This is a genomic window from Sphingomonas sp. SAFR-052, assembly GCF_051965015.1.
In the GTDB taxonomy this organism is placed as follows: domain Bacteria; phylum Pseudomonadota; class Alphaproteobacteria; order Sphingomonadales; family Sphingomonadaceae; genus Sphingomonas.
This window is the reverse complement of the sequence record NZ_JBQCMO010000005.1, coordinates 192,436-208,631: the sequence shown is the minus strand read 5'-3', so window position 1 is coordinate 208,631 and position 16,196 is coordinate 192,436. Positions and strand designations below refer to the sequence as shown.

The following is a 16,196-nucleotide window of genomic DNA, read 5'->3' as shown; positions in this document are numbered from 1 at the left end:
GGGGACAAGAGTCGCGTGCAGATGATCGAGACGCCGTCGCCCAATTTCGGCGAACGTACGCTGCCCATTACCATGCTGGTGCTGCACTATACCGGCATGACCGATGCGGCATCGGCGATCGCGCGGCTGACCGATCCGGCGGCGGAGGTTTCGGCGCATTACGTCGTCGAGGAGGACGGCACGATCCACCGGCTGGTCGCCGAGGACAAGCGCGCCTGGCATGCCGGCAAGTCGCACTGGCGCGGTATCACCGATATCAACAGCGCGTCGATCGGCATCGAACTGGTCAATCTCGGCCATGAATTCGGCTATGGCGACTTTCCGGAGGCGCAGATCGACGCGCTGATCCCGCTGGTCCACGCGATCAAGGACCGGCACCAGATCACGCGCGGCAATGTCGTGGGCCATTCGGACATCGCGCCGGCCCGCAAGCAGGATCCGGGCGAGTTGTTCCCGTGGAACCGGCTGGCGCGCCTGCGCCTTGCGCTGCCACGGCCGACGCGCAACCTGATGGATCCGGGGTGGAGCGATGCCGGCTTTCTCCTCGCACTCGAACGTTTCGGCTATGACGTCAGCGATCCGGTCGCGGCGATCACCGCGTTCCAGCGGCGGTTCCGGCCGGAGATGATCGACGGCATTGCCGATGGCGAATGCCGGATGCTGCTCCTCGCGCTGTTGCTGCCCAAGCCGCAAGGCGACGATTGAACGCGGGGTCACAAGCCGCTAGGGACGCAAGCGTCAGAGGGTCGGGCGGCCGCGTCACGCGATGAGCGTGCCGAGGAAAGTCCGGGCTCCACGGAAACGACGGTGCCGGGTAACGCCCGGCGGGCTTCCGGCTTCGGCCGGGGGTTCAGGGACAGTGCCACAGAGAGCAGACGGCCTTGGCTTCGGCCGGGTTACGGTGAAAGGGTGCGGTAAGAGCGCACCGCGCGGCCGGTAACGGCAGCGGCATGGCAAACCCCACCGGGAGCAAGACCGAATAGGGGCGGCAGGAAGTGCGCGAGCGCTTCGGGGTATGTTCCGGCCCGCTGCCCGGGTTGGTTGCTGGAGGCGCCACGCAAGTGTCGCCCGAGAGGAATGGTCGCCTATCCCGCTTTGGCGGGTGGACAGAACCCGGCTTACAGACCCTCTGACATTCGCGCGCTGCAATGGGTTGCGCGCGGGGCATGGCGGCTTATTTCGAAGACAATGGCACGACATACGCGATCGAACGACTGGGGCTTTCCCCGCTGGCGCGGCTATAGCGAGGGCCGCGAGGCGCAGACGGTGAAGCTGTGCGACCGGCATGGTTGTACCGAACCCGGCAAATGCCCGGCGCCGAAATCGCCCAACAACCCCGATCGCTGGTATTTCTGCGAAGCCCATGCCGCCGAATACAACAAGGGTTGGAACTACTTCGAGGGGCTGAACGAAGAGGAAGCCAAGGCGCGCGAGGCGGCCGAACAGCGCACCGCCAATGGCTATGCGGCATCGGCGTCGAACGCCTGGGCTGGATCCGGCGACGGCAGCCGATCGCGCGACGAGATGCGTGCGTTGGAAGTGCTGGAATGCGATCCCGACGCGGATTTCGACACGATCCGATTGGCGTGGCGCAAGCTGGCCAAGGTGTTTCATCCCGATGTCCGGCCCGGCGATGCCGAGGCGGCGAAGAAATTCCATGCGATCCAGGCCGCCTATGACGTGCTGCGCGTCGCTGAGGAACGGCGGAGCTGGAAACCGGCGTGAAGCGCGAGGTCCGTGCGCGGTGGAGCAAGGCGGTGCTTGTGTGTGCCAAATGTTCGAAGAAGCTGGACGGCGGGTTCGGCGGGTCGGACAAGCCGCTGGCGAAGGCGCTGCGCAAGCATCTGAAGCTGAAGAACGGGCCAAAGGGCGCGGCGGGGGTGGTCGAGGTGAAGTGCCTCGACGTCTGTCCCAAGGGCGCGGTGGTCGTGGTCGATGGCGCGCGGCCGGGGGAATGGTTGCTGGTGCGGCCGGGCGATGATCTGGATGCGGTGGCCGGGCGGTTGGGGTTGGGCGAGGGGTAGGCGGCCGTCGGTGACGGGACGCTACCGAACCACGCCGCTACCCGGTTCCTCAATTCCGCGCGGTTCGAACATCGCGGCCATGACCTCGTTGACGTTCAATTCGTCCCGCCGTTCGCGGAGCGGGCAGTCGCCCTGTCGGGTCGCCGTCACTTGCCAACGCCATGCGGGAGGACGCGGCGGGTTCCATCCCGGGCCGCCGCCGCGTTCGATGCCGTTTGCCCGTTGTTCGACGAGATAATTCAGGACGAGTTGTCGGGTATCATAGCGTCCGGCCAGGGTGAGGATTTGGTCGGCGACCGGGCTGTTGCAACTGCGCGACGCATCGATCCGGCCATTGCTCATCTTCGCGCGCAGTCGGCCGCATTGCATGCCTCGCATCAATCCGCTCATCAGGTTTTCTTCGCCGGCCCAGCGCCGCAACGTCACCTCGACCGTCCCGTCGGGCAGGCATTGCGTGAAGCGGAACGGCCGGATCGCATTTCCGCCATGGAGTGCGAGCGTAGCGGTCCGCCGGAACAGCCACAATCCACCACGCAGGCTGGCTACGTTCCCAGTGACGACGATATCGGGCGCGCCCTCGACCACGATGTCCGGGCCGGTTTGCAGCGGTGGCGGAAACGGTGGGGGCGGCGCTGCGGTGATTTCAGTCGGCGGCGCTGCCCCGTCCACCAGCTGGTCGATACGGTTCGCGATGCACGCCTTGGCCGGCGCCACCTCGCGATGCCCTTCGCGGACGCAGGCGCGCAGGATCGCGCACATGATCCGGTCGATACGGGGTTCGCCGCTCGATACCTCCGCCTCGCATTTCGGCACCCACGACCCGCGCGTCGTATAGTTCAACCGGACCTTGCGCAGCTTGCGCGCGATGACGAGGATTTCGGAATCGGCGTCCGGGTCGGGCGGTTCCTGTCCGGACAGCGGGACGGCAAGGAATAGCGCGATCGACGCCAGCCTGACCGCCCGTCCGCCAACCAGCATCCGCACCCTCCCGCATCCGGATCGCGCTTTCGGCGATCTGGCGAGGAGCTTAGCCTGTGGTCGACCGGTTCGCCAGCCGCGACGCGGTCTCGCGGATCAGCGCGATCATGTTCGGAATCCCCTGCGTCCGGTTCGAACTCAACTGGTTGCGCAGGTCGAACGGGGCGAGCGCCGCGTCGATATCGGTCGAGAGGATCGCATCGGGAGCCCGGTCCTGCACGGTCGCCAGCACCAGCGCGATGATCCCCTTGGTGATCGCGGCGTTGCTGTCGGCGAGGAAGTGGAGCGTGCCATCCGCCTGTTGCTGGGGATAGACCCACACCGATGCCGAACAGCCCCGGACCAGCGTCGCATCGGTCTTGAGGGGATCGGGCATCGGTTCCAGCTGCCGGCCCAGGTCGATCAGCAACCGGTAGCGGTCGTCCCCGTCGAGAAAGTCATATTCTTCGCGGATATCGTCGATGCTCTGCATGACGCCGCTATAGGCATTTGCCTTTAGAGTTCCACCCCGGCGGCGATCGCTTCCAGCTTGCGGATGCGTTCCTTCAGGTCGGCGATTTCGATGCGGGTGCCGGCATTGGGGGCGGGCTGCGCCATCGGCTTGTCGCCCAGCCGCTGCTGTTGCAGCGCCAGCCAGCCGCGCCAGCCCGACAACAGCGTGGCCGATACGATCGCCACGGCGGCAAGGGTGGTGGCGGCGAGTGCGAGGGTAAGAGTCAGGTTCATCGGACTGCCCTTTTCGTCGGGTTTGTCAGTTGAGCGGTTTGTCGCGGAGGCGTTCGATCTCGTCGGAGAGGTCGACGCCGCGGTCAGTGATGATGCGTTCGAGGACGCGGACACGCTGTTCCAGCCGTTCGGTCTGCGCGGCATATTGCGCGGCCTTTTCGGCGGTTTCGGTGCCGCGGACCTGCAATTCGCGTTCCTTAAGTTCGAGCCATGGCTGGAACACCAGCTTGCTGAGGATCGCGACGATCGGGATCATCAGCGCGAGCATGGGGATCAGGAAGGGGCTCATCGTCGTTCCTTTCAGTTCGTCCGGCCGCGCAGCTGCTCGATCTCACGCTCGAGGCCGTGCGCGCCGTCGGTCACGATCCGTTCGACATTGGCGAGCCGGTCCTTGATCGATCCGAGTTCGGCCTTCAGCTGGGCGTTTTCCTGGCTCAGCAGCTTGACCCGCTCGACCGTCTCGTCGTCGCGTTTTGGGTAGATCGCTTGCCCCCAGCCGCCCTGCAAGGGATAGCCATGCTTGATGCGGAGCCAAGTGGTGACCACCCATCCGGCGACCGATATGGCGACGATCGTGCCGATGAAGGGGAAGAGGATTTGCATCATCGCGACCTTTTCGGGTGTCGCATTGTCGACATAGCTCATCATGACAGGAACTCCGGAGCGATCAGCGCAGTGCGTCGATTTCGCGGGCGGTACGGGTTGCGGGATCGGTGGCGATCCGTTCGAGGACGGCAATGCGCTCCTCGAGGCGCAAAACCTTGCCCTGCAACTGCTCATTCTGCTGTGCCATCAGCTGCGCCTGCCGTTCCGCGCCGATCTCGTCGCGATGGCGGCGGCGCTTGCCTTTCGTGCCGCAATCTTCGTCGTCCAGCGGATAGCCGTGCTTGGCACGGATCGCGGTCTTTACGATGCTCGCGATCATGACGATCGCGATGATCGACAGCACGAACCCCGGTCCACCCCAGTTCATATTCTCTCTCCCCAAATCTGCCCCGGCGGGGACCCGATCAGCGCAGGCTGTCGATCTCGTCCGCCAGACGGGTGTTGCGGCTGGTATAATACATTTCGATGTCGGCGAGGCGACGGTCGATGTCACGGAAAGTAGAGCGCATTTCCGATGCGGTGCGGGTCGGGTTCGACCGGACGCCCTGCCAGAACTTCTCGTCCTCGCGGCTTTCGTACAGGCCTACCGGCTTCTTCTGCGCCATCCAGGCGATCATGAAATAGGCGATTACCGTCCAGGGAAATCCACCGGCCAGCGTCAGCAACACCGTGCCGATGCGAATCCACATGACCTCGACACCGGTATAGTCGGCGATGCCGGCGCACACGCCCGACATCTTGCCATTCGCCTTGTCGACATAGAATTTGGTGCGTGCGCCGGACATCAGTCCCTCCGTGCGTAATCGTGGTTGCGGAAATCGCTTTCCGGGAATTCCCGGCGCGGCTGGGAAGGGCGGAAGTCCGGATTGTCGGCGGCGATGATCCGCTCGATCGTCTGGAGCCGCTCTTCAAGCCGGCGGGCAGTTAGGTGCATGTCGTCGAGCAGTCGCTCGTCCTCGTTGGTCAGCGTCGGCGACTGTTTCCACTTGGTGATATAGTGGAGGATCAGCCACGGCAGCCCGATCAGGAGTGCGGCGACGGCGACCATGCCGATCAGGAAATCGCCCATCGCGTTCAGCCCTCCCGGTTCAGGCGGGCCTTGAGCGCGGCCAGTTCGGCATCGATCTTGTCCGACTGGCGCAGCTCGGCGATCTCGTCTTCCAGGCTCTTGCCGCCCTGGCCCATGCCGGCGGCTTCGGCGCGCCCTTCGGCCAGATCGGCGCGGCGTTCGAGGACGTCGAAGCGGCTGAACGCCTCGGCGGTCTTGGAGCCGGCATACATCTCGCGCAGCTTGGTGCGGTTGTTGGCGCTTTCCATCCGGGTCTGGATGGCGTTCTGCCGGGTCCGCGCCTCGCGCAGCTTGGTCTGCAGCTTGGCAATATCGGCTTCCGAAGCGCGCAGCGCGTCGTCGAGCACGACGATCTCCGAATTGAGCTGTTCGATCATGTCGACCGCCTTCTGGCGTTCGACCAGCGCCGCCTTGGCCAGATCCTCGCGATCCTTGCTCAGTGCCAGTTCGGCCTTTTCGGTCCAGCTTTCCTGCAGCTTATCGAGCTTGGAGATGTGGCGGCGCATTTCCTTCTGGTCGGCGATGGTGCGCGCGGCGGATGCGCGGACCTCGACCAGCGTTTCCTCCATTTCGAGGATAATCATGCGGATCATCTTCGCGGGGTCTTCGGCCTTGTCGAGCAGGTCGGTGACGTTGGCGGCGATGATGTCGCGGGTGCGGGAGAAAATGCCCATCGGTTACTCCTGAAGAAATCGTGGGTGGCCGGAGCGGAACGGGGCAGAACCGCCCCGGCCTGCCACCTTACGCGATTGGCGCGGTGGCATGGGTGGTGGCGATCGGACCGGGTGCGGTCGTGACGCCGAAAGCGAGAACGCAGACCGCGACCGCGCCGAACAGGCTGAGGATCGACTGGCGGGTGGTCACATTCTTGTTGATGCGGATCATGGTGAAACTCCCTGAAGCTGTAGCGTGCGCCCTGTTTCGGGCTTGCACAATACATTGCAGGAGCCGTGCCAAATTCAAAAATGACGGATTTGCGTCACTTTTCGCGGATTGACTGCATCGGCTGATTTGGCCTCTTGCGAACTATTGGGAAAATACGCCACATCATCGGCATGGAACGCGCAACCCAGGTCGTCGGCCAGTCCGGCCCGTTTCTCGATGCCCTCGAACGCGCCAGCCGGGCCGCGGCGCTCGACCGGCCGGTGCTGGTGATCGGCGAGCGGGGGACCGGCAAGGAACTGGTCGCCGAGCGACTCCATCGCCTGTCGGGGCGCTGGGACCAGCCGTTGGTGGTGATGAACTGTGCGGCATTGCCGGAGACGCTGATCGAGGCGGAATTGTTCGGGCACGAATCGGGCGCGTTCACCGGCGCGACGAAGGCGCGCGCCGGACGCTTCGAAGAGGCCGATGGCGGCACGCTGTTCCTCGACGAACTGGGCACGCTGTCGATGGGCGCGCAGGAGCGGCTGTTGCGCGCGGTCGAATATGGCGAGGTGACGCGGATCGGATCGTCGCGGCCGATCCGGGTCGATGTCCGCATCGTCGCGGCGACCAACGAGCACCTGCCCGATCGCGTCGAGTGCGGGACGTTTCGCGCCGATCTGCTCGACCGGTTAAGTTTCGAGGTGGTGACGCTGCCCCCCTTACGTGCGCGGCCGGGCGATATCATGGTGCTCGCCGATTTCTTCGGGCGGCGCATGGCGGCGGAGATCGGGCGCGACGAATGGGTCGGGTTCGGCCCCAGTGCGGTCGATCAGCTGATGGAGCATCGCTGGCCGGGCAATGTCCGCGAGTTGCGCAATGCGGTCGAGCGGTCGGTCTATCGCTGGGAACGGCCGGGGCCGATCGATCTGGTCGAGATCGATCCGTTCGCCTCGCCCTTCCGTCCGCGCTCCAATGCGAGCGCTGCGGCATCGTCTGCGGCACCGGTCGTGGGAACCCCGACGGTGGAATCAACCGCGCCCGACGATCCGTGCGATGATTTCAAGACGCGCGTGAACCGCTTCGAACGGCAGCTGCTGACCCGGGCGATGGCGGAGGCGCGCTATAACCAGCGCAATTGCGCCGATGCGATCGGATTGACCTACGACCAGTTGCGCCATGCGTTGAAGCGGCACGGAATGCTAGGGCAGGGCGGCTGACCCCCTTTTCGCCACCGCCCGGGACGCCTATGGGTTCGCAGGCGTAACGACCGGAGCCAAGCGGGGTCCGCCGCGTTCGGTCGAGCGAGTATGTTCCTAAGGAGGATTGCCATGGCGTTCGAACTTCCGCCGCTGCCCTATGCCTATGACGCGCTGGAGCCGACCATCGACAAGGAAACGATGACGCTGCACCATGACAAGCATCATCAGGCCTATACCGACAAGCTGAATGAAGCCGTTTCGGAAGACGCAAGCCTGGAGGGCAAGTCGATCGAGGAACTGCTGGCGAATATCGGCAGCGGTTCGGCCAAGCTGCGCAACAATGGCGGCGGCTATTGGAACCACAATTTCTTCTGGGAAACGATGAAGGGCGGTGGTTCGCAGCCGTCGGGCGCGCTGAAGGATGCGATCGATCAGCAGTTCGGCGGGCTCGACCAGTTGAAGGAGCAGTTCAACACGGCGGGCGCCAACCAGTTCGGATCGGGCTGGGCATGGCTGATCGTCGGCCAGGACGGCAAGTTGGCGATCACGTCGACGCCGAACCAGGACAACCCGCTGATGGACGTCGCGCCGGTGAAGGGTACGCCGATCCTGGGTAACGACGTGTGGGAACACGCATACTACATTACCTACCGCAATGCACGTCCGGCGTATCTGAAGGCGTGGTGGGATGTGGTCGACTGGGACAAGGTCGGCGAACGGTACGACGCCGCGGTGAAGTAATTCGCCTTGAGCCCTCTCCCCTTCAGGGGAGAGGGTTGGGAGAGGGGGCTGTCCGCGAGGACGGCCCCTTTTTTCATGCGCGCGACGCTTGCGGCCTTCCCCTCTCCCCGGCCCTCTCCCCTAAAGGGGAGAGGGCGATTAGTCCGCCGGTGGCAGCGGCGTCTCTTCGCCCACCTTTAACCCATGCTTTAACAGCATCGGAATATTCGCCAGCGCGAACAGCAGCGTCAGCGGCACCGCGCCCCACAGCTTGAACCCGACCCAGAAGTCCCACGTCGAATGGCGCCACACGACCTCGTTCAACACCGCCATGAACGCGAAGAACGCCGCCCAATTGACCGTCAGCTTGCGCCAGCCGAGCGCACTCAGCCCTGGATAAGCGGTTTCCAGCAACTGTTGCAGCAACGGCCGTCCGGTCACTAAACCGAAGGTCAGGATCGCCGAGAACATCGCATAGACGATGGTCGGCTTCATCTTGATGAACGTATCGTCGCGGAAATACAGCGTCAGCGCGCCGAACACGACGACCAGCCCGGCCGACAGCCACAGCATCGGCGAGATATGGCCGGTCTTCCATTTCGACACGATGATCGCGATGACACTGGCGATCATGAACGCGGTGCTGGCGATGATGACCTGCGCCAGCGAATCGACCATGTCGGGCAGGCCGATCTTCCCGGCCAGCAGATTGGCGACGAAGAACACCACTAGCGGCCCGTAATCGAGCGCCATGCGGAACAGCGGCGAGGCGGGTTGGCGCAGCGTCGTCATTTGCGCACCCGTTCGACACCGGCAATGATCCGCGACACTTCGTTGGCATCGAAGCCACGCAAATCGTCCGCCGTCTCACCGACGCCGATCGCATGGATCGGCAGCCCGAACTTTTCCGCTGCCGCCACCAGCACGCCGCCGCGCGCGGTCCCGTCGAGCTTGGTCATGACGAGGCCGGTGACGCCCGCCGTCTCCTTGAACACCTCGATCTGGTTGAGTGCATTCTGGCCCGTCGTCGCATCAAGGACGAGGACGACATCGTGCGGGGCGGCCGGGTTCAGCCGGCCCAGCACGCGGCGGACTTTTGCCAGTTCGTCCATCAGTTCACGCTTGTTCTGGAGGCGGCCGGCGGTGTCGACGATCAGCACGTCGATGCCGGTCGCCGTCGCCTGCTTGACCGCTTCATAGATGATGCCCGCCGCATCGCCGCCCTCGGCCCCGCTGACGATCGGCACGCCGATCCGTTCGGCCCAGGTCCGAAGCTGGCCGATCGCGGCGGCGCGGAAGGTATCGCCCGCCGCCAGCATCACGCCATAATCCTGCTCGACCAGCGTCTTTGCCAGCTTGGCGATGGTGGTGGTCTTGCCCGATCCGTTGACGCCGATGACGAGGATCACCTGCGGGCGCGGAAACGCTTCGATTTCCAACGGCTTGGCGACCGGTGTTAAGACCTTCTCGATCTCCTCCGCCACGACCAGCCGGATGCCCAGTTCCTCCATGTTGCGCTCATACTGCCCTTCGGCAAGGCGTTGCCGGACGCGGGCGGCGGTAGCGGGGCCGAGGTCGGAGGCGATCAGCGCTTCCTCGATATCGTCGAGCTGCGCATCGTCGAGCCGCGCGGCGGACAGGCCGACGAGATTGCCGGTCAGCCGGTCCGACGTCTTCTTCAGGCCGCCGAGCAGGCGTTCGTGCCACGAAAGGCTCATAGGGGCATTCCGATCAACTGATTGCCTTCGATCTGGGTCAGCCGCGCGGTCACGATCGAACCGGGCGGGCAGGGGGGAAGCGAAACATCGGCGAAGCCGGGGCTGTGCCCGCGCGTGCCGGGGCGTTCGACGAGGATCTCGGCGGTGGTGCCGATCTGGGCGCGCAGCCAGTCGCGATGGCGACGTTCGGCGGCGGCGCGCAAAGCCTGCGCCCGCGCCTTGGCGACCGGCGGCGGCACCTGCGGCATCCGCGCGGCGGGCGTCCGGGCGCGGGGGCTGTAGGGAAAAACATGGGCATGGACGATGTCGCAATCGTTGATCAGCGCGAGCGTGTTGGTCGCCATGGCGTCGTCCTCGGTCGGGAAGCCGGCGATCAGGTCGGCGCCGATCGCGATGTCGGGACGGGCGGTCTTCAACCGGTCGACCAGCGCGACGGCATCGGCGCGGCTGTGGCGGCGGCGCATCCGCTTCAGCACCATATCGTCACCCGCCTGGAATGACAGATGCGCGTGCGGCATGACGCGCGGCTCGCTCGTCAGCAATTCGAACAGCTTGGCGTCGATTACTGCCGGGTCGAGTGAAGATAGCCGTAGCCGCCGCAGCGCGGTGCGGGCCAGGATCGCGGCGACCAGATCGCCAAGTTTCGGCGCATCCGACAGGTCGTCACCATAGCTCGACAGGTCGACGCCGGTCAGCACGACCTCGGCATGACCCGCCGCGACCAGCGCCGCGACCTGCGCGACGACGCCGTCGATCGTCGCCGAGCGCGACGGTCCACGCCCGGCAGGGATCGCGCAAAAGGTGCAGGCATGGTCGCAGCCATTCTGCACCTCGACGAACGCGCGCGTCTGTCCTTCGAACCCGCCGGCCAGTTGCGGCGCGGTGTCGAGCACGCGGGCGATATCGCGGACGACGATGGGGTCGGTCGATCGCCATGCGACCGGGTTCAGCTTGTCCGAATTGCCGATGACCCGGTCGACCTCGGGCATCGCGGCGAAATGCGCCGGATCGATCTGCGCCGCACAGCCGGTGACGATCAGCTCCGCCGCCGGCCGGTCGCGGCGCGCGCGGCGGATCGCGCGGCGCGTGGCGGCGACCGCATCGTTGGTGACCGCACAGCTATTGACCACGGTCACGTCGCGATCGACGACCAGCGCGCGGATCGCATCGCTTTCGGCGATGTTCAGCCGACAGCCGAGCGTGATGATGGTGGGACCGACGGAGGATGGCATGGGCGGTGATCTAGGGATAGGGACACGCGAAGTCCACGCGAACGCGCGAGCCGTGCTCGACTTCTGGTTCGACGAGGTGGGACCGGACCGGCATTTCGCCAAGAATGCGGCGCTCGACGCAACGATCGCCGAACGGTTCGGGGCGCTGCGCGACACGGTGCTGGCGAGTGAGGCGGAAGGCTGGCGCGACGATCGTGACACGCTGTTGGCGGCGGTGATCCTGCTCGACCAGTTTTCGCGGAACATGCATCGCGGGACGGCGGCGGCCTTTGCCGCGGACCCGCTGGCGCTCGAGCTGGCGCTGATCGGCATCACGCGTGGCGACGACCGCGAATTCCCGCCGCTCGAACGGTCGTTCCTCTACATGCCGTTGATGCATAGCGAGGATGCCGGCGTCGCGCGCTTCTCGTTGCGTTGCTTCGAATCGCTCGGCAATCCGGTCAATCTGCAATTCGCGCGCGATCATGCGGCGGTGCTGGCGCAGTTCGGGCGTTATCCGTCGCGCAACGCTGCGCTCGGCCGCGAATCGACCGCGGCGGAACGGGACTATCTCAGCCGGCCCGACGCCGGTTGGTAAGGTCGGTCAGCTCGGCATCGCTCGCCCCGCCGCAATGCAGCAGCCCGCGCGCCGCCAGCATCCGCCGGGTGTCGGCGACCGACAGCGGCCGGCTATAGGCCCAGCCCTGCGCCTTGGCACAGCCGAGCGCGGCCAGCCGTTCGGCGATGGCGTCGGTCTCGACCCCCTCGGCAGTGATCGGCAGGTTGAGGCTGTCTCCGAGCCCGATGATGGCATGGACGATCGCCGCCGAATCGGCATTATCGAGCAGCGACAGGACGAAGCTCTTATCGATCTTGATCCGGTCGAACGGCAGCGCGCGAAGGTGCGCTAGGCTTGAATAACCGGTGCCGAAATCGTCGAGCGACAGGCGCACGCCTTGGTTCTTCAGCGACCCGACGATCGATTGCGCCAGCGGCAGATTATCGAACAGCGCGCTTTCGGTGATCTCGATTTCTAGCCGATTCGGCGCGAAACCGCATTCGACCGTCGTCTTGATGATCTTCTGCGCCAGCCATGCGTCGCGCAGCTGCCATGGCGAGATATTGACCGACAGGGTGATTCCCGGATCCCAGTCGCGCGCCGCCGCGAACGCCTGTCGCATGATCGACAGCGACAGGTCGCCGATCAGCCCGGCTTCCTCCGCCACCGGAATGAAGCGGTCGGGTGGGATCGGACCCTGGGTCGGGTGGACCCAGCGTGCCAGCACCTCGAAGCCGCACAGCCGCCCGGTGGCCAGATCGACCTGCGGTTCGAAATAGGGCACGACCTGTCCGGCGGGGATCGCCTGGCGCAGGCCGCTTTCGATGTCGTTGCGGTCGATCAGGGCATGCTCCATCGCCCGGTCGAACCAGGTGAAGTCGCCGCGGCCCGATTTTTTGGCCGAATACATCGCGATATCGGCTGCGCGCAGCAACGTGTCGATGCTGCTGCCGTCGAAATCCGACCGGGCGATGCCGATCGAACAGCTCAGATGGATGCGCAGGTCGTCGACGAACATCGGTTGCGACAAGGCGGTGATGACCCGGCCGGCAATGCGTTCGACGACCGAGGGATCGCGCGCGTCGAAGACGAAGGCGCAGGCAAAGGCGTCGCCGCCGAATCGCGCGGTCAGCGCGGCCGGCGGCATCGCCCCGGCAATCTCCAGCGCGACGCTGCGCAGCACGCTGTCGCCCGCCGCATGGCCGTGCATGTCGTTGACCATCTTGAAATGATCGAGATCGACGATCAGCAGCGCCACCGCCTGATCGCGCTTCGTCGCCGAGCGCAGCAGCGCGGCGCCGGCCTCGCTCAGACTGCGGCGATTGAGGAAACCGGTCAACGGATCGCGCGACGCCAGCATCCGCGCGCGTTCCTCGGCGGCGGAACGGCCATGCATCTCGATCCGGACGGCGCGGTGGCGCCGCCAGCCGAAGATGACCAGCGCGGCGTTGATGAGCAGCGCGGTCACCAGCGGCTGCGCTACCGGCTCACCGCCATAGAAGCGATGGTCGAGCAACCCCGAGATGACCGCGAAGCTGAGCCCCACGAACAGTATGATTGCCGAGACGCAGATCGCCAGGGTCCAGCGTTCGCCGCGTTCCCGCGGTTCCGCCGGAGCAAGGACGATGCCCTCGGTTCCTCTCTGTCGATCCCATTCCATCGGGGTTTCTTATCCGCACCATCGGTATAGAAGCGGTTAAAGCCCCCCGATCGTCCGCCATGGACCGGTGATATCCCGTCGCATCTTGCGTACGATCCGGTTTTCGGATAGGCGCCCCGGATCGTTTCCGTCCGGAGACGTTCAGCATTGCCGCCCACGGGCGACGCCGGCCGACGAGGTTTCGTCCGCCGGCGTGTTTTGCTTGAGCGTTTCTCACACGGCAAGGCTGGAGTGGTATCGCGTGTTCGAGAGTCTGAGTGACCGGCTGGGAGGGGTGTTCGATCGTTTGCGCGGTCGCGGCGCGCTGACCGAAGCCGACGTTCGCACCGCGATGCGCGAAGTCCGCGTCGCGCTGCTCGAAGCCGACGTCGCCCTGCCGGTCGCCCGCGAGTTCGTCGAGAAGGCGACTGAAGCGGCGGTCGGCCAGAATGTCCTGCGCTCGATCACGCCGGGGCAGCAGGTCGTCAAGATCGTGCACGACGCGCTGGTCGACATGCTGGGGCCCGACACCGCCGAACTCGACGTCGCGGTTACCCCGCCGGCGGTCGTGATGCTGGTCGGTCTGCAGGGTTCGGGCAAGACCACCACCACCGCCAAGCTCGCCAAGCTGCTCGCCAAGCGCGAGGGCAAGAAGGTGATGATGGCGTCATTGGACGTCAATCGTCCGGCCGCGCAGGAACAGCTGGCGGTGCTGGGGACGCAGGTCGAGGTTGCGACGCTGCCGATCGTGGCGGGGCAGCAGCCGGTCGATATCGCCCGGCGCGCGCTGCAATCGGCGAAGCTGCAGGGCTATGACGTCGTCATGCTCGATACGGCGGGCCGTCTCCACGTCGATCAGGCGCTGATGGACGAAATGAAGGCGGTGGCGGAGATCGCCCGGCCGAACGAAATCCTGCTGGTCGTCGACTCGCTGACCGGTCAGGACGCGGTCAACGTCGCGCAGAACTTCGCCGAACAGGTGCCGCTGACCGGTGTCATCCTGACCCGCATGGACGGCGATGCGCGCGGTGGCGCGGCGCTGTCGATGCGTGCGGTCACTGGCAAGCCGATCAAGTTTGCCGGCACCGGCGAAAAGCTCGACGCGATCGAGCCGTTCCACCCCAAGCGCGTCGCCGGCCGGATCCTCGGCATGGGCGACGTCGTCTCGCTGGTGGAAAAGGCCGCGCAGTCGATCGAGGCCGAAGATGCCGAGCGCATGGCCGGCCGCCTCGCCAAGGGGCAGTTCGATATGAACGACCTGCGTAGGCAGCTGGCGCAGATGCGGCGTATGGGCGGCCTCGGCGCGCTGGCCGGCATGATCCCGGGCATGAAGAAGGCGCAGGCGGCGATGGCGTCGGGCGCGGTCGACGAAAAGATCCTGTTGCGCATGGACGCGATGATTACGTCGATGACTGCGAAGGAACGTTCGAAGCCCGAACTCATCAACGCCAAGCGCAAGATCCGTATCGCCAAGGGGTCGGGCACCACGGTGCAGGACGTCAACAAGCTCCTGAAGATGCATCAGGAAATGCAGTCGGCGATGAAGAAGCTTAAGAAGATGGGCGGCATCAAGGGCATGATGGCGATGCTGGGCAAGGGCGGCATGGGCGGCCTCGGCAATGCGCTGGGCGGCCCCGGCCTCGGCGACCTGATGAGCAAGGCAGGCGGCGAAATGCCGGGCCTGCCGGGTCTCACGGGTGGCAAGGGCATGCCGCCACTGCCCCCCGGCTTCGAAAACCTTATCAAGAAGAAGTAACTGCCGGTCGGAACCGGCTTACACAGACCAACGAAGGAAGAAGAATAATGGCACTTAGCATCCGTCTGTCGCGTGGCGGCTCGAAGAAGCGTCCGTACTACCGCATCGTCGTCGCCGACGCGCGCAGCCCGCGTGACGGCCGCTTCATCGAGAAGATCGGCACCTACAACCCGCTGCTGGGCAAGGAAGACGAAAAGCGCGTCGTGCTCGACACCGAGCGTGCGACCCACTGGCTGGGCGTCGGCGCGCAGCCGACCGACCGCGTCGCCCGCTTCCTCGACAAGGCGGGCGTGAAGGAGCGCGCTGCCCGCAACAACCCGAACAAGGGCAAGCCGGGCGAGAAGGCCGTCGAGCGCGCTGAAGAGCGTGCCGAAAAGGCGAAGGCCGCCGAAGAAGCCGCTGCCGCTCCGGCCGAAGCATAAGGGGTTCTGTCGGCGCGTCTTTTCGGGCGCGCCGGCACCCTATGATCGGGGTCGTGCGTTCCGGGTCTTCACGACCTGGAGCATGACCGATGATCGATCCCGAACAGCAGCCGCAGCATGACGAAAACGCCACCAATGCCGGCCGATCGGCGGAAGAACCCGCCGAAGGCCGCGACGACGCCCCCGCGGGCGGCGAAGGCTCGCCCGACGCCTGAACCGGCGAAGGCGGATCGCAGCCGTGTCGTGCTGGCGGCGATCGCCGGCGCCCACGGGCTGAACGGCGAGGTGCGGCTGAAGCTGTTCACCGACGATCTGTCGGCCTACCCGACGCTGAACGGTGGCGCACTGACCCTGGTGTCGGTGCGCCCCGCGACCAACGGCGTGATCGGCAAGTTCCGCGAGATCGGCAACCGCAACAAGGCGGAAGCGATGCGCGGCACCGAATTATGGATCGGCCGCGACCAGCTGCCGCCGCTGGGCGAGGGCGAATATTATCATGCCGACCTGCTGGGATTGCCGGCGGTGTCGAGCGCAGGCGAGGCACTGGGGAACGTCGTCGCGATCGATGATTTCGGCGCAGGCGACGTGATCGAGATCGAACGTCCCGACGGCAAGCGCTTCATGGTGCCGATGCAGCCGCATGCGGTGCCCGAATGGGATGGCGAACGGCTGGTGGTCGACGCGCTGTTCGCTGCCGACTGA

General features: G+C 65.6%; 24 protein-coding genes and 1 other RNA gene. 11 read left to right on the top strand and 14 right to left on the bottom strand.

Features of this window, described 5'->3' with window-relative positions:
* The first annotated feature begins 21 nt into the window (after positions 1 to 21).
* The 4 genes from ACTHQV_RS10805 to ACTHQV_RS10790 all read left to right on the top strand — a co-directional run bounded on the left by ACTHQV_RS10805 (position 22) and on the right by ACTHQV_RS10790 (position 2,024).
* A complete protein-coding gene (locus ACTHQV_RS10805; protein WP_440490223.1) occupies positions 22 to 705 on the top strand; it encodes an N-acetylmuramoyl-L-alanine amidase in 684 nt (227 codons plus the stop codon).
* Positions 706 to 738: 33 nt separating this feature from the next.
* Positions 739 to 1,137: RNase P RNA component class A (rnpB, locus tag ACTHQV_RS10800), an RNA gene on the top strand.
* Between the two features lie 51 nt (positions 1,138 to 1,188).
* Entirely contained in the window at positions 1,189 to 1,725 is a 537-nt protein-coding gene (locus tag ACTHQV_RS10795) for a J domain-containing protein (protein ID WP_440490222.1), read from the top strand.
* Positions 1,722 to 2,024: a (2Fe-2S) ferredoxin domain-containing protein gene (locus tag ACTHQV_RS10790; protein WP_440490221.1), complete on the top strand. Its 303-nt coding sequence runs from the start codon at positions 1,722 to 1,724 to the stop codon at positions 2,022 to 2,024. The genes ACTHQV_RS10795 and ACTHQV_RS10790 overlap by 4 nt, the downstream gene beginning before the upstream one ends.
* Positions 2,025 to 2,045: 21 nt before the next feature.
* Here the strand turns inward: ACTHQV_RS10790 and ACTHQV_RS10785 are convergent, their stop codons facing one another.
* The 10 genes from ACTHQV_RS10785 to ACTHQV_RS10740 form a co-directional block, all read right to left on the bottom strand.
* Entirely contained in the window at positions 2,046 to 3,008 is a 963-nt protein-coding gene (locus ACTHQV_RS10785) for a hypothetical protein (protein WP_440490220.1), read from the bottom strand.
* A 43-nt stretch (positions 3,009 to 3,051) separates the two neighbouring features.
* Positions 3,052 to 3,474: a SufE family protein gene (locus ACTHQV_RS10780; protein WP_440490218.1), complete on the bottom strand. Its 423-nt coding sequence runs from the start codon at positions 3,472 to 3,474 to the stop codon at positions 3,052 to 3,054.
* Between the two features lie 23 nt (positions 3,475 to 3,497).
* Positions 3,498 to 3,728: a hypothetical protein gene (locus tag ACTHQV_RS10775; RefSeq protein WP_440490217.1), complete on the bottom strand. Its 231-nt coding sequence runs from the start codon at positions 3,726 to 3,728 to the stop codon at positions 3,498 to 3,500.
* Between the two features lie 25 nt (positions 3,729 to 3,753).
* Positions 3,754 to 4,017 carry a hypothetical protein gene (locus ACTHQV_RS10770; protein ID WP_440490215.1) on the bottom strand — a complete coding sequence of 88 codons (264 nt, stop codon included), beginning with the start codon at positions 4,015 to 4,017 and terminating at the stop codon, positions 3,754 to 3,756.
* Between the two features lie 11 nt (positions 4,018 to 4,028).
* Positions 4,029 to 4,334, bottom strand: a complete 306-nt coding sequence (locus ACTHQV_RS10765) for a hypothetical protein (RefSeq protein WP_440490408.1) — start codon at positions 4,332 to 4,334, stop codon at positions 4,029 to 4,031.
* Between the two features lie 61 nt (positions 4,335 to 4,395).
* Positions 4,396 to 4,701, bottom strand: coding sequence for a hypothetical protein (locus ACTHQV_RS10760; RefSeq protein ID WP_440490214.1), 306 nt, complete (start codon positions 4,699 to 4,701; stop codon positions 4,396 to 4,398).
* Positions 4,702 to 4,738: 37 nt separating this feature from the next.
* On the bottom strand, positions 4,739 to 5,119 hold the full coding sequence (pspC, locus tag ACTHQV_RS10755; RefSeq protein WP_056451253.1) for an envelope stress response membrane protein PspC: 381 nt from the start codon (positions 5,117 to 5,119) through the stop codon (positions 4,739 to 4,741).
* A complete protein-coding gene (pspB, locus tag ACTHQV_RS10750) occupies positions 5,119 to 5,403 on the bottom strand; it encodes an envelope stress response membrane protein PspB (protein ID WP_440490212.1) in 285 nt (94 codons plus the stop codon). The genes pspC and pspB overlap by 1 nt, the downstream gene beginning before the upstream one ends.
* Positions 5,404 to 5,408: 5 nt before the next feature.
* Positions 5,409 to 6,077: a phage shock protein PspA gene (gene pspA / locus ACTHQV_RS10745; protein ID WP_242117502.1), complete on the bottom strand. Its 669-nt coding sequence runs from the start codon at positions 6,075 to 6,077 to the stop codon at positions 5,409 to 5,411.
* A 67-nt stretch (positions 6,078 to 6,144) separates the two neighbouring features.
* Entirely contained in the window at positions 6,145 to 6,288 is a 144-nt protein-coding gene (locus ACTHQV_RS10740) for a hypothetical protein (RefSeq protein WP_440490211.1), read from the bottom strand.
* A gap of 170 nt (positions 6,289 to 6,458) precedes the next feature.
* Here ACTHQV_RS10740 and pspF point away from each other — a divergent pair, with 170 nt between their 5' ends.
* Positions 6,459 to 7,487 (top strand): phage shock protein operon transcriptional activator, encoded by a 1,029-nt coding sequence (gene pspF / locus ACTHQV_RS10735; RefSeq protein WP_440490209.1) that lies wholly within the window; start codon positions 6,459 to 6,461, stop codon positions 7,485 to 7,487.
* Positions 7,488 to 7,598: 111 nt separating this feature from the next.
* Complete coding sequence (locus tag ACTHQV_RS10730; protein ID WP_440490207.1) at positions 7,599 to 8,210, top strand: superoxide dismutase; 612 nt, start codon at positions 7,599 to 7,601, stop codon at positions 8,208 to 8,210.
* A gap of 138 nt (positions 8,211 to 8,348) precedes the next feature.
* Here the strand turns inward: ACTHQV_RS10730 and ACTHQV_RS10725 are convergent, their stop codons facing one another.
* Genes ACTHQV_RS10725 through mtaB form a run of 3 tightly spaced genes read right to left on the bottom strand, consistent with a single transcriptional unit; the run spans position 8,349 to position 11,139 of the window.
* Positions 8,349 to 8,981: a septation protein A gene (locus ACTHQV_RS10725; protein WP_440490205.1), complete on the bottom strand. Its 633-nt coding sequence runs from the start codon at positions 8,979 to 8,981 to the stop codon at positions 8,349 to 8,351.
* Positions 8,978 to 9,907: a signal recognition particle-docking protein FtsY gene (ftsY, locus tag ACTHQV_RS10720; RefSeq protein ID WP_440490204.1), complete on the bottom strand. Its 930-nt coding sequence runs from the start codon at positions 9,905 to 9,907 to the stop codon at positions 8,978 to 8,980. Before ftsY ends, ACTHQV_RS10725 begins: the two co-directional genes overlap by 4 nt.
* Positions 9,904 to 11,139 (bottom strand): tRNA (N(6)-L-threonylcarbamoyladenosine(37)-C(2))-methylthiotransferase MtaB, encoded by a 1,236-nt coding sequence (mtaB, locus tag ACTHQV_RS10715; RefSeq protein ID WP_440490202.1) that lies wholly within the window; start codon positions 11,137 to 11,139, stop codon positions 9,904 to 9,906. The genes ftsY and mtaB overlap by 4 nt, the downstream gene beginning before the upstream one ends.
* A 52-nt stretch (positions 11,140 to 11,191) precedes the next feature.
* Between mtaB and ACTHQV_RS10710 the strand changes: the two genes are divergently transcribed.
* Positions 11,192 to 11,716: a DUF924 family protein gene (locus ACTHQV_RS10710; protein WP_440490200.1), complete on the top strand. Its 525-nt coding sequence runs from the start codon at positions 11,192 to 11,194 to the stop codon at positions 11,714 to 11,716.
* Here the strand turns inward: ACTHQV_RS10710 and ACTHQV_RS10705 are convergent.
* A complete protein-coding gene (locus ACTHQV_RS10705) occupies positions 11,691 to 13,337 on the bottom strand; it encodes a putative bifunctional diguanylate cyclase/phosphodiesterase (protein WP_440490198.1) in 1,647 nt (548 codons plus the stop codon). The two genes, ACTHQV_RS10710 and ACTHQV_RS10705, sit on opposite strands and share 26 nt — an antisense overlap.
* A gap of 241 nt (positions 13,338 to 13,578) precedes the next feature.
* Between ACTHQV_RS10705 and ffh the strand changes: the two genes are divergently transcribed.
* From ffh to rimM, 4 genes are all read left to right on the top strand, one after another.
* The gene (gene ffh / locus ACTHQV_RS10700; RefSeq protein WP_440490196.1) at positions 13,579 to 15,072 is read left to right on the top strand and encodes a signal recognition particle protein; all 1,494 of its coding nucleotides are present in this window, start codon (positions 13,579 to 13,581) and stop codon (positions 15,070 to 15,072) included.
* A gap of 47 nt (positions 15,073 to 15,119) precedes the next feature.
* Complete coding sequence (rpsP, locus tag ACTHQV_RS10695) at positions 15,120 to 15,494, top strand: 30S ribosomal protein S16 (RefSeq protein ID WP_440490194.1); 375 nt, start codon at positions 15,120 to 15,122, stop codon at positions 15,492 to 15,494.
* An 89-nt stretch (positions 15,495 to 15,583) separates the two neighbouring features.
* Positions 15,584 to 15,709: a hypothetical protein gene (locus ACTHQV_RS10690; protein ID WP_440490192.1), complete on the top strand. Its 126-nt coding sequence runs from the start codon at positions 15,584 to 15,586 to the stop codon at positions 15,707 to 15,709.
* Between the two features lie 28 nt (positions 15,710 to 15,737).
* The gene (gene rimM, locus ACTHQV_RS10685; protein ID WP_440490190.1) at positions 15,738 to 16,196 is read left to right on the top strand and encodes a ribosome maturation factor RimM; all 459 of its coding nucleotides are present in this window, start codon (positions 15,738 to 15,740) and stop codon (positions 16,194 to 16,196) included.

Coding starts and splice junctions, on each gene's coding strand:
- ACTHQV_RS10780 (WP_440490218.1), bottom strand. CDS start 3,474: ATGCAGAGCATCGACGATATCCGCGAAGAATATGACTTTCTCGACGGG.
- ACTHQV_RS10690 (WP_440490192.1), top strand. CDS start 15,584: ATGATCGATCCCGAACAGCAGCCGCAGCATGACGAAAACGCCACCAAT.
- pspF (WP_440490209.1), top strand. CDS start 6,459: ATGGAACGCGCAACCCAGGTCGTCGGCCAGTCCGGCCCGTTTCTCGAT.
- ACTHQV_RS10760 (WP_440490214.1), bottom strand. CDS start 4,701: ATGAACTGGGGTGGACCGGGGTTCGTGCTGTCGATCATCGCGATCGTC.
- ACTHQV_RS10725 (WP_440490205.1), bottom strand. CDS start 8,981: ATGACGACGCTGCGCCAACCCGCCTCGCCGCTGTTCCGCATGGCGCTC.
- ACTHQV_RS10805 (WP_440490223.1), top strand. CDS start 22: ATGATCGAGACGCCGTCGCCCAATTTCGGCGAACGTACGCTGCCCATT.
- pspC (WP_056451253.1), bottom strand. CDS start 5,119: ATGTCCGGCGCACGCACCAAATTCTATGTCGACAAGGCGAATGGCAAG.
- ACTHQV_RS10795 (WP_440490222.1), top strand. CDS start 1,189: ATGGCACGACATACGCGATCGAACGACTGGGGCTTTCCCCGCTGGCGC.
- ACTHQV_RS10765 (WP_440490408.1), bottom strand. CDS start 4,334: ATGATGCAAATCCTCTTCCCCTTCATCGGCACGATCGTCGCCATATCG.
- mtaB (WP_440490202.1), bottom strand. CDS start 11,139: ATGCCATCCTCCGTCGGTCCCACCATCATCACGCTCGGCTGTCGGCTG.
- ACTHQV_RS10770 (WP_440490215.1), bottom strand. CDS start 4,017: ATGAGCCCCTTCCTGATCCCCATGCTCGCGCTGATGATCCCGATCGTC.
- ACTHQV_RS10775 (WP_440490217.1), bottom strand. CDS start 3,728: ATGAACCTGACTCTTACCCTCGCACTCGCCGCCACCACCCTTGCCGCC.
- ACTHQV_RS10730 (WP_440490207.1), top strand. CDS start 7,599: ATGGCGTTCGAACTTCCGCCGCTGCCCTATGCCTATGACGCGCTGGAG.
- ACTHQV_RS10740 (WP_440490211.1), bottom strand. CDS start 6,288: ATGATCCGCATCAACAAGAATGTGACCACCCGCCAGTCGATCCTCAGC.
- rpsP (WP_440490194.1), top strand. CDS start 15,120: ATGGCACTTAGCATCCGTCTGTCGCGTGGCGGCTCGAAGAAGCGTCCG.
- ftsY (WP_440490204.1), bottom strand. CDS start 9,907: ATGAGCCTTTCGTGGCACGAACGCCTGCTCGGCGGCCTGAAGAAGACG.
- ACTHQV_RS10705 (WP_440490198.1), bottom strand. CDS start 13,337: ATGGAATGGGATCGACAGAGAGGAACCGAGGGCATCGTCCTTGCTCCG.
- pspA (WP_242117502.1), bottom strand. CDS start 6,077: ATGGGCATTTTCTCCCGCACCCGCGACATCATCGCCGCCAACGTCACC.
- pspB (WP_440490212.1), bottom strand. CDS start 5,403: ATGGGCGATTTCCTGATCGGCATGGTCGCCGTCGCCGCACTCCTGATC.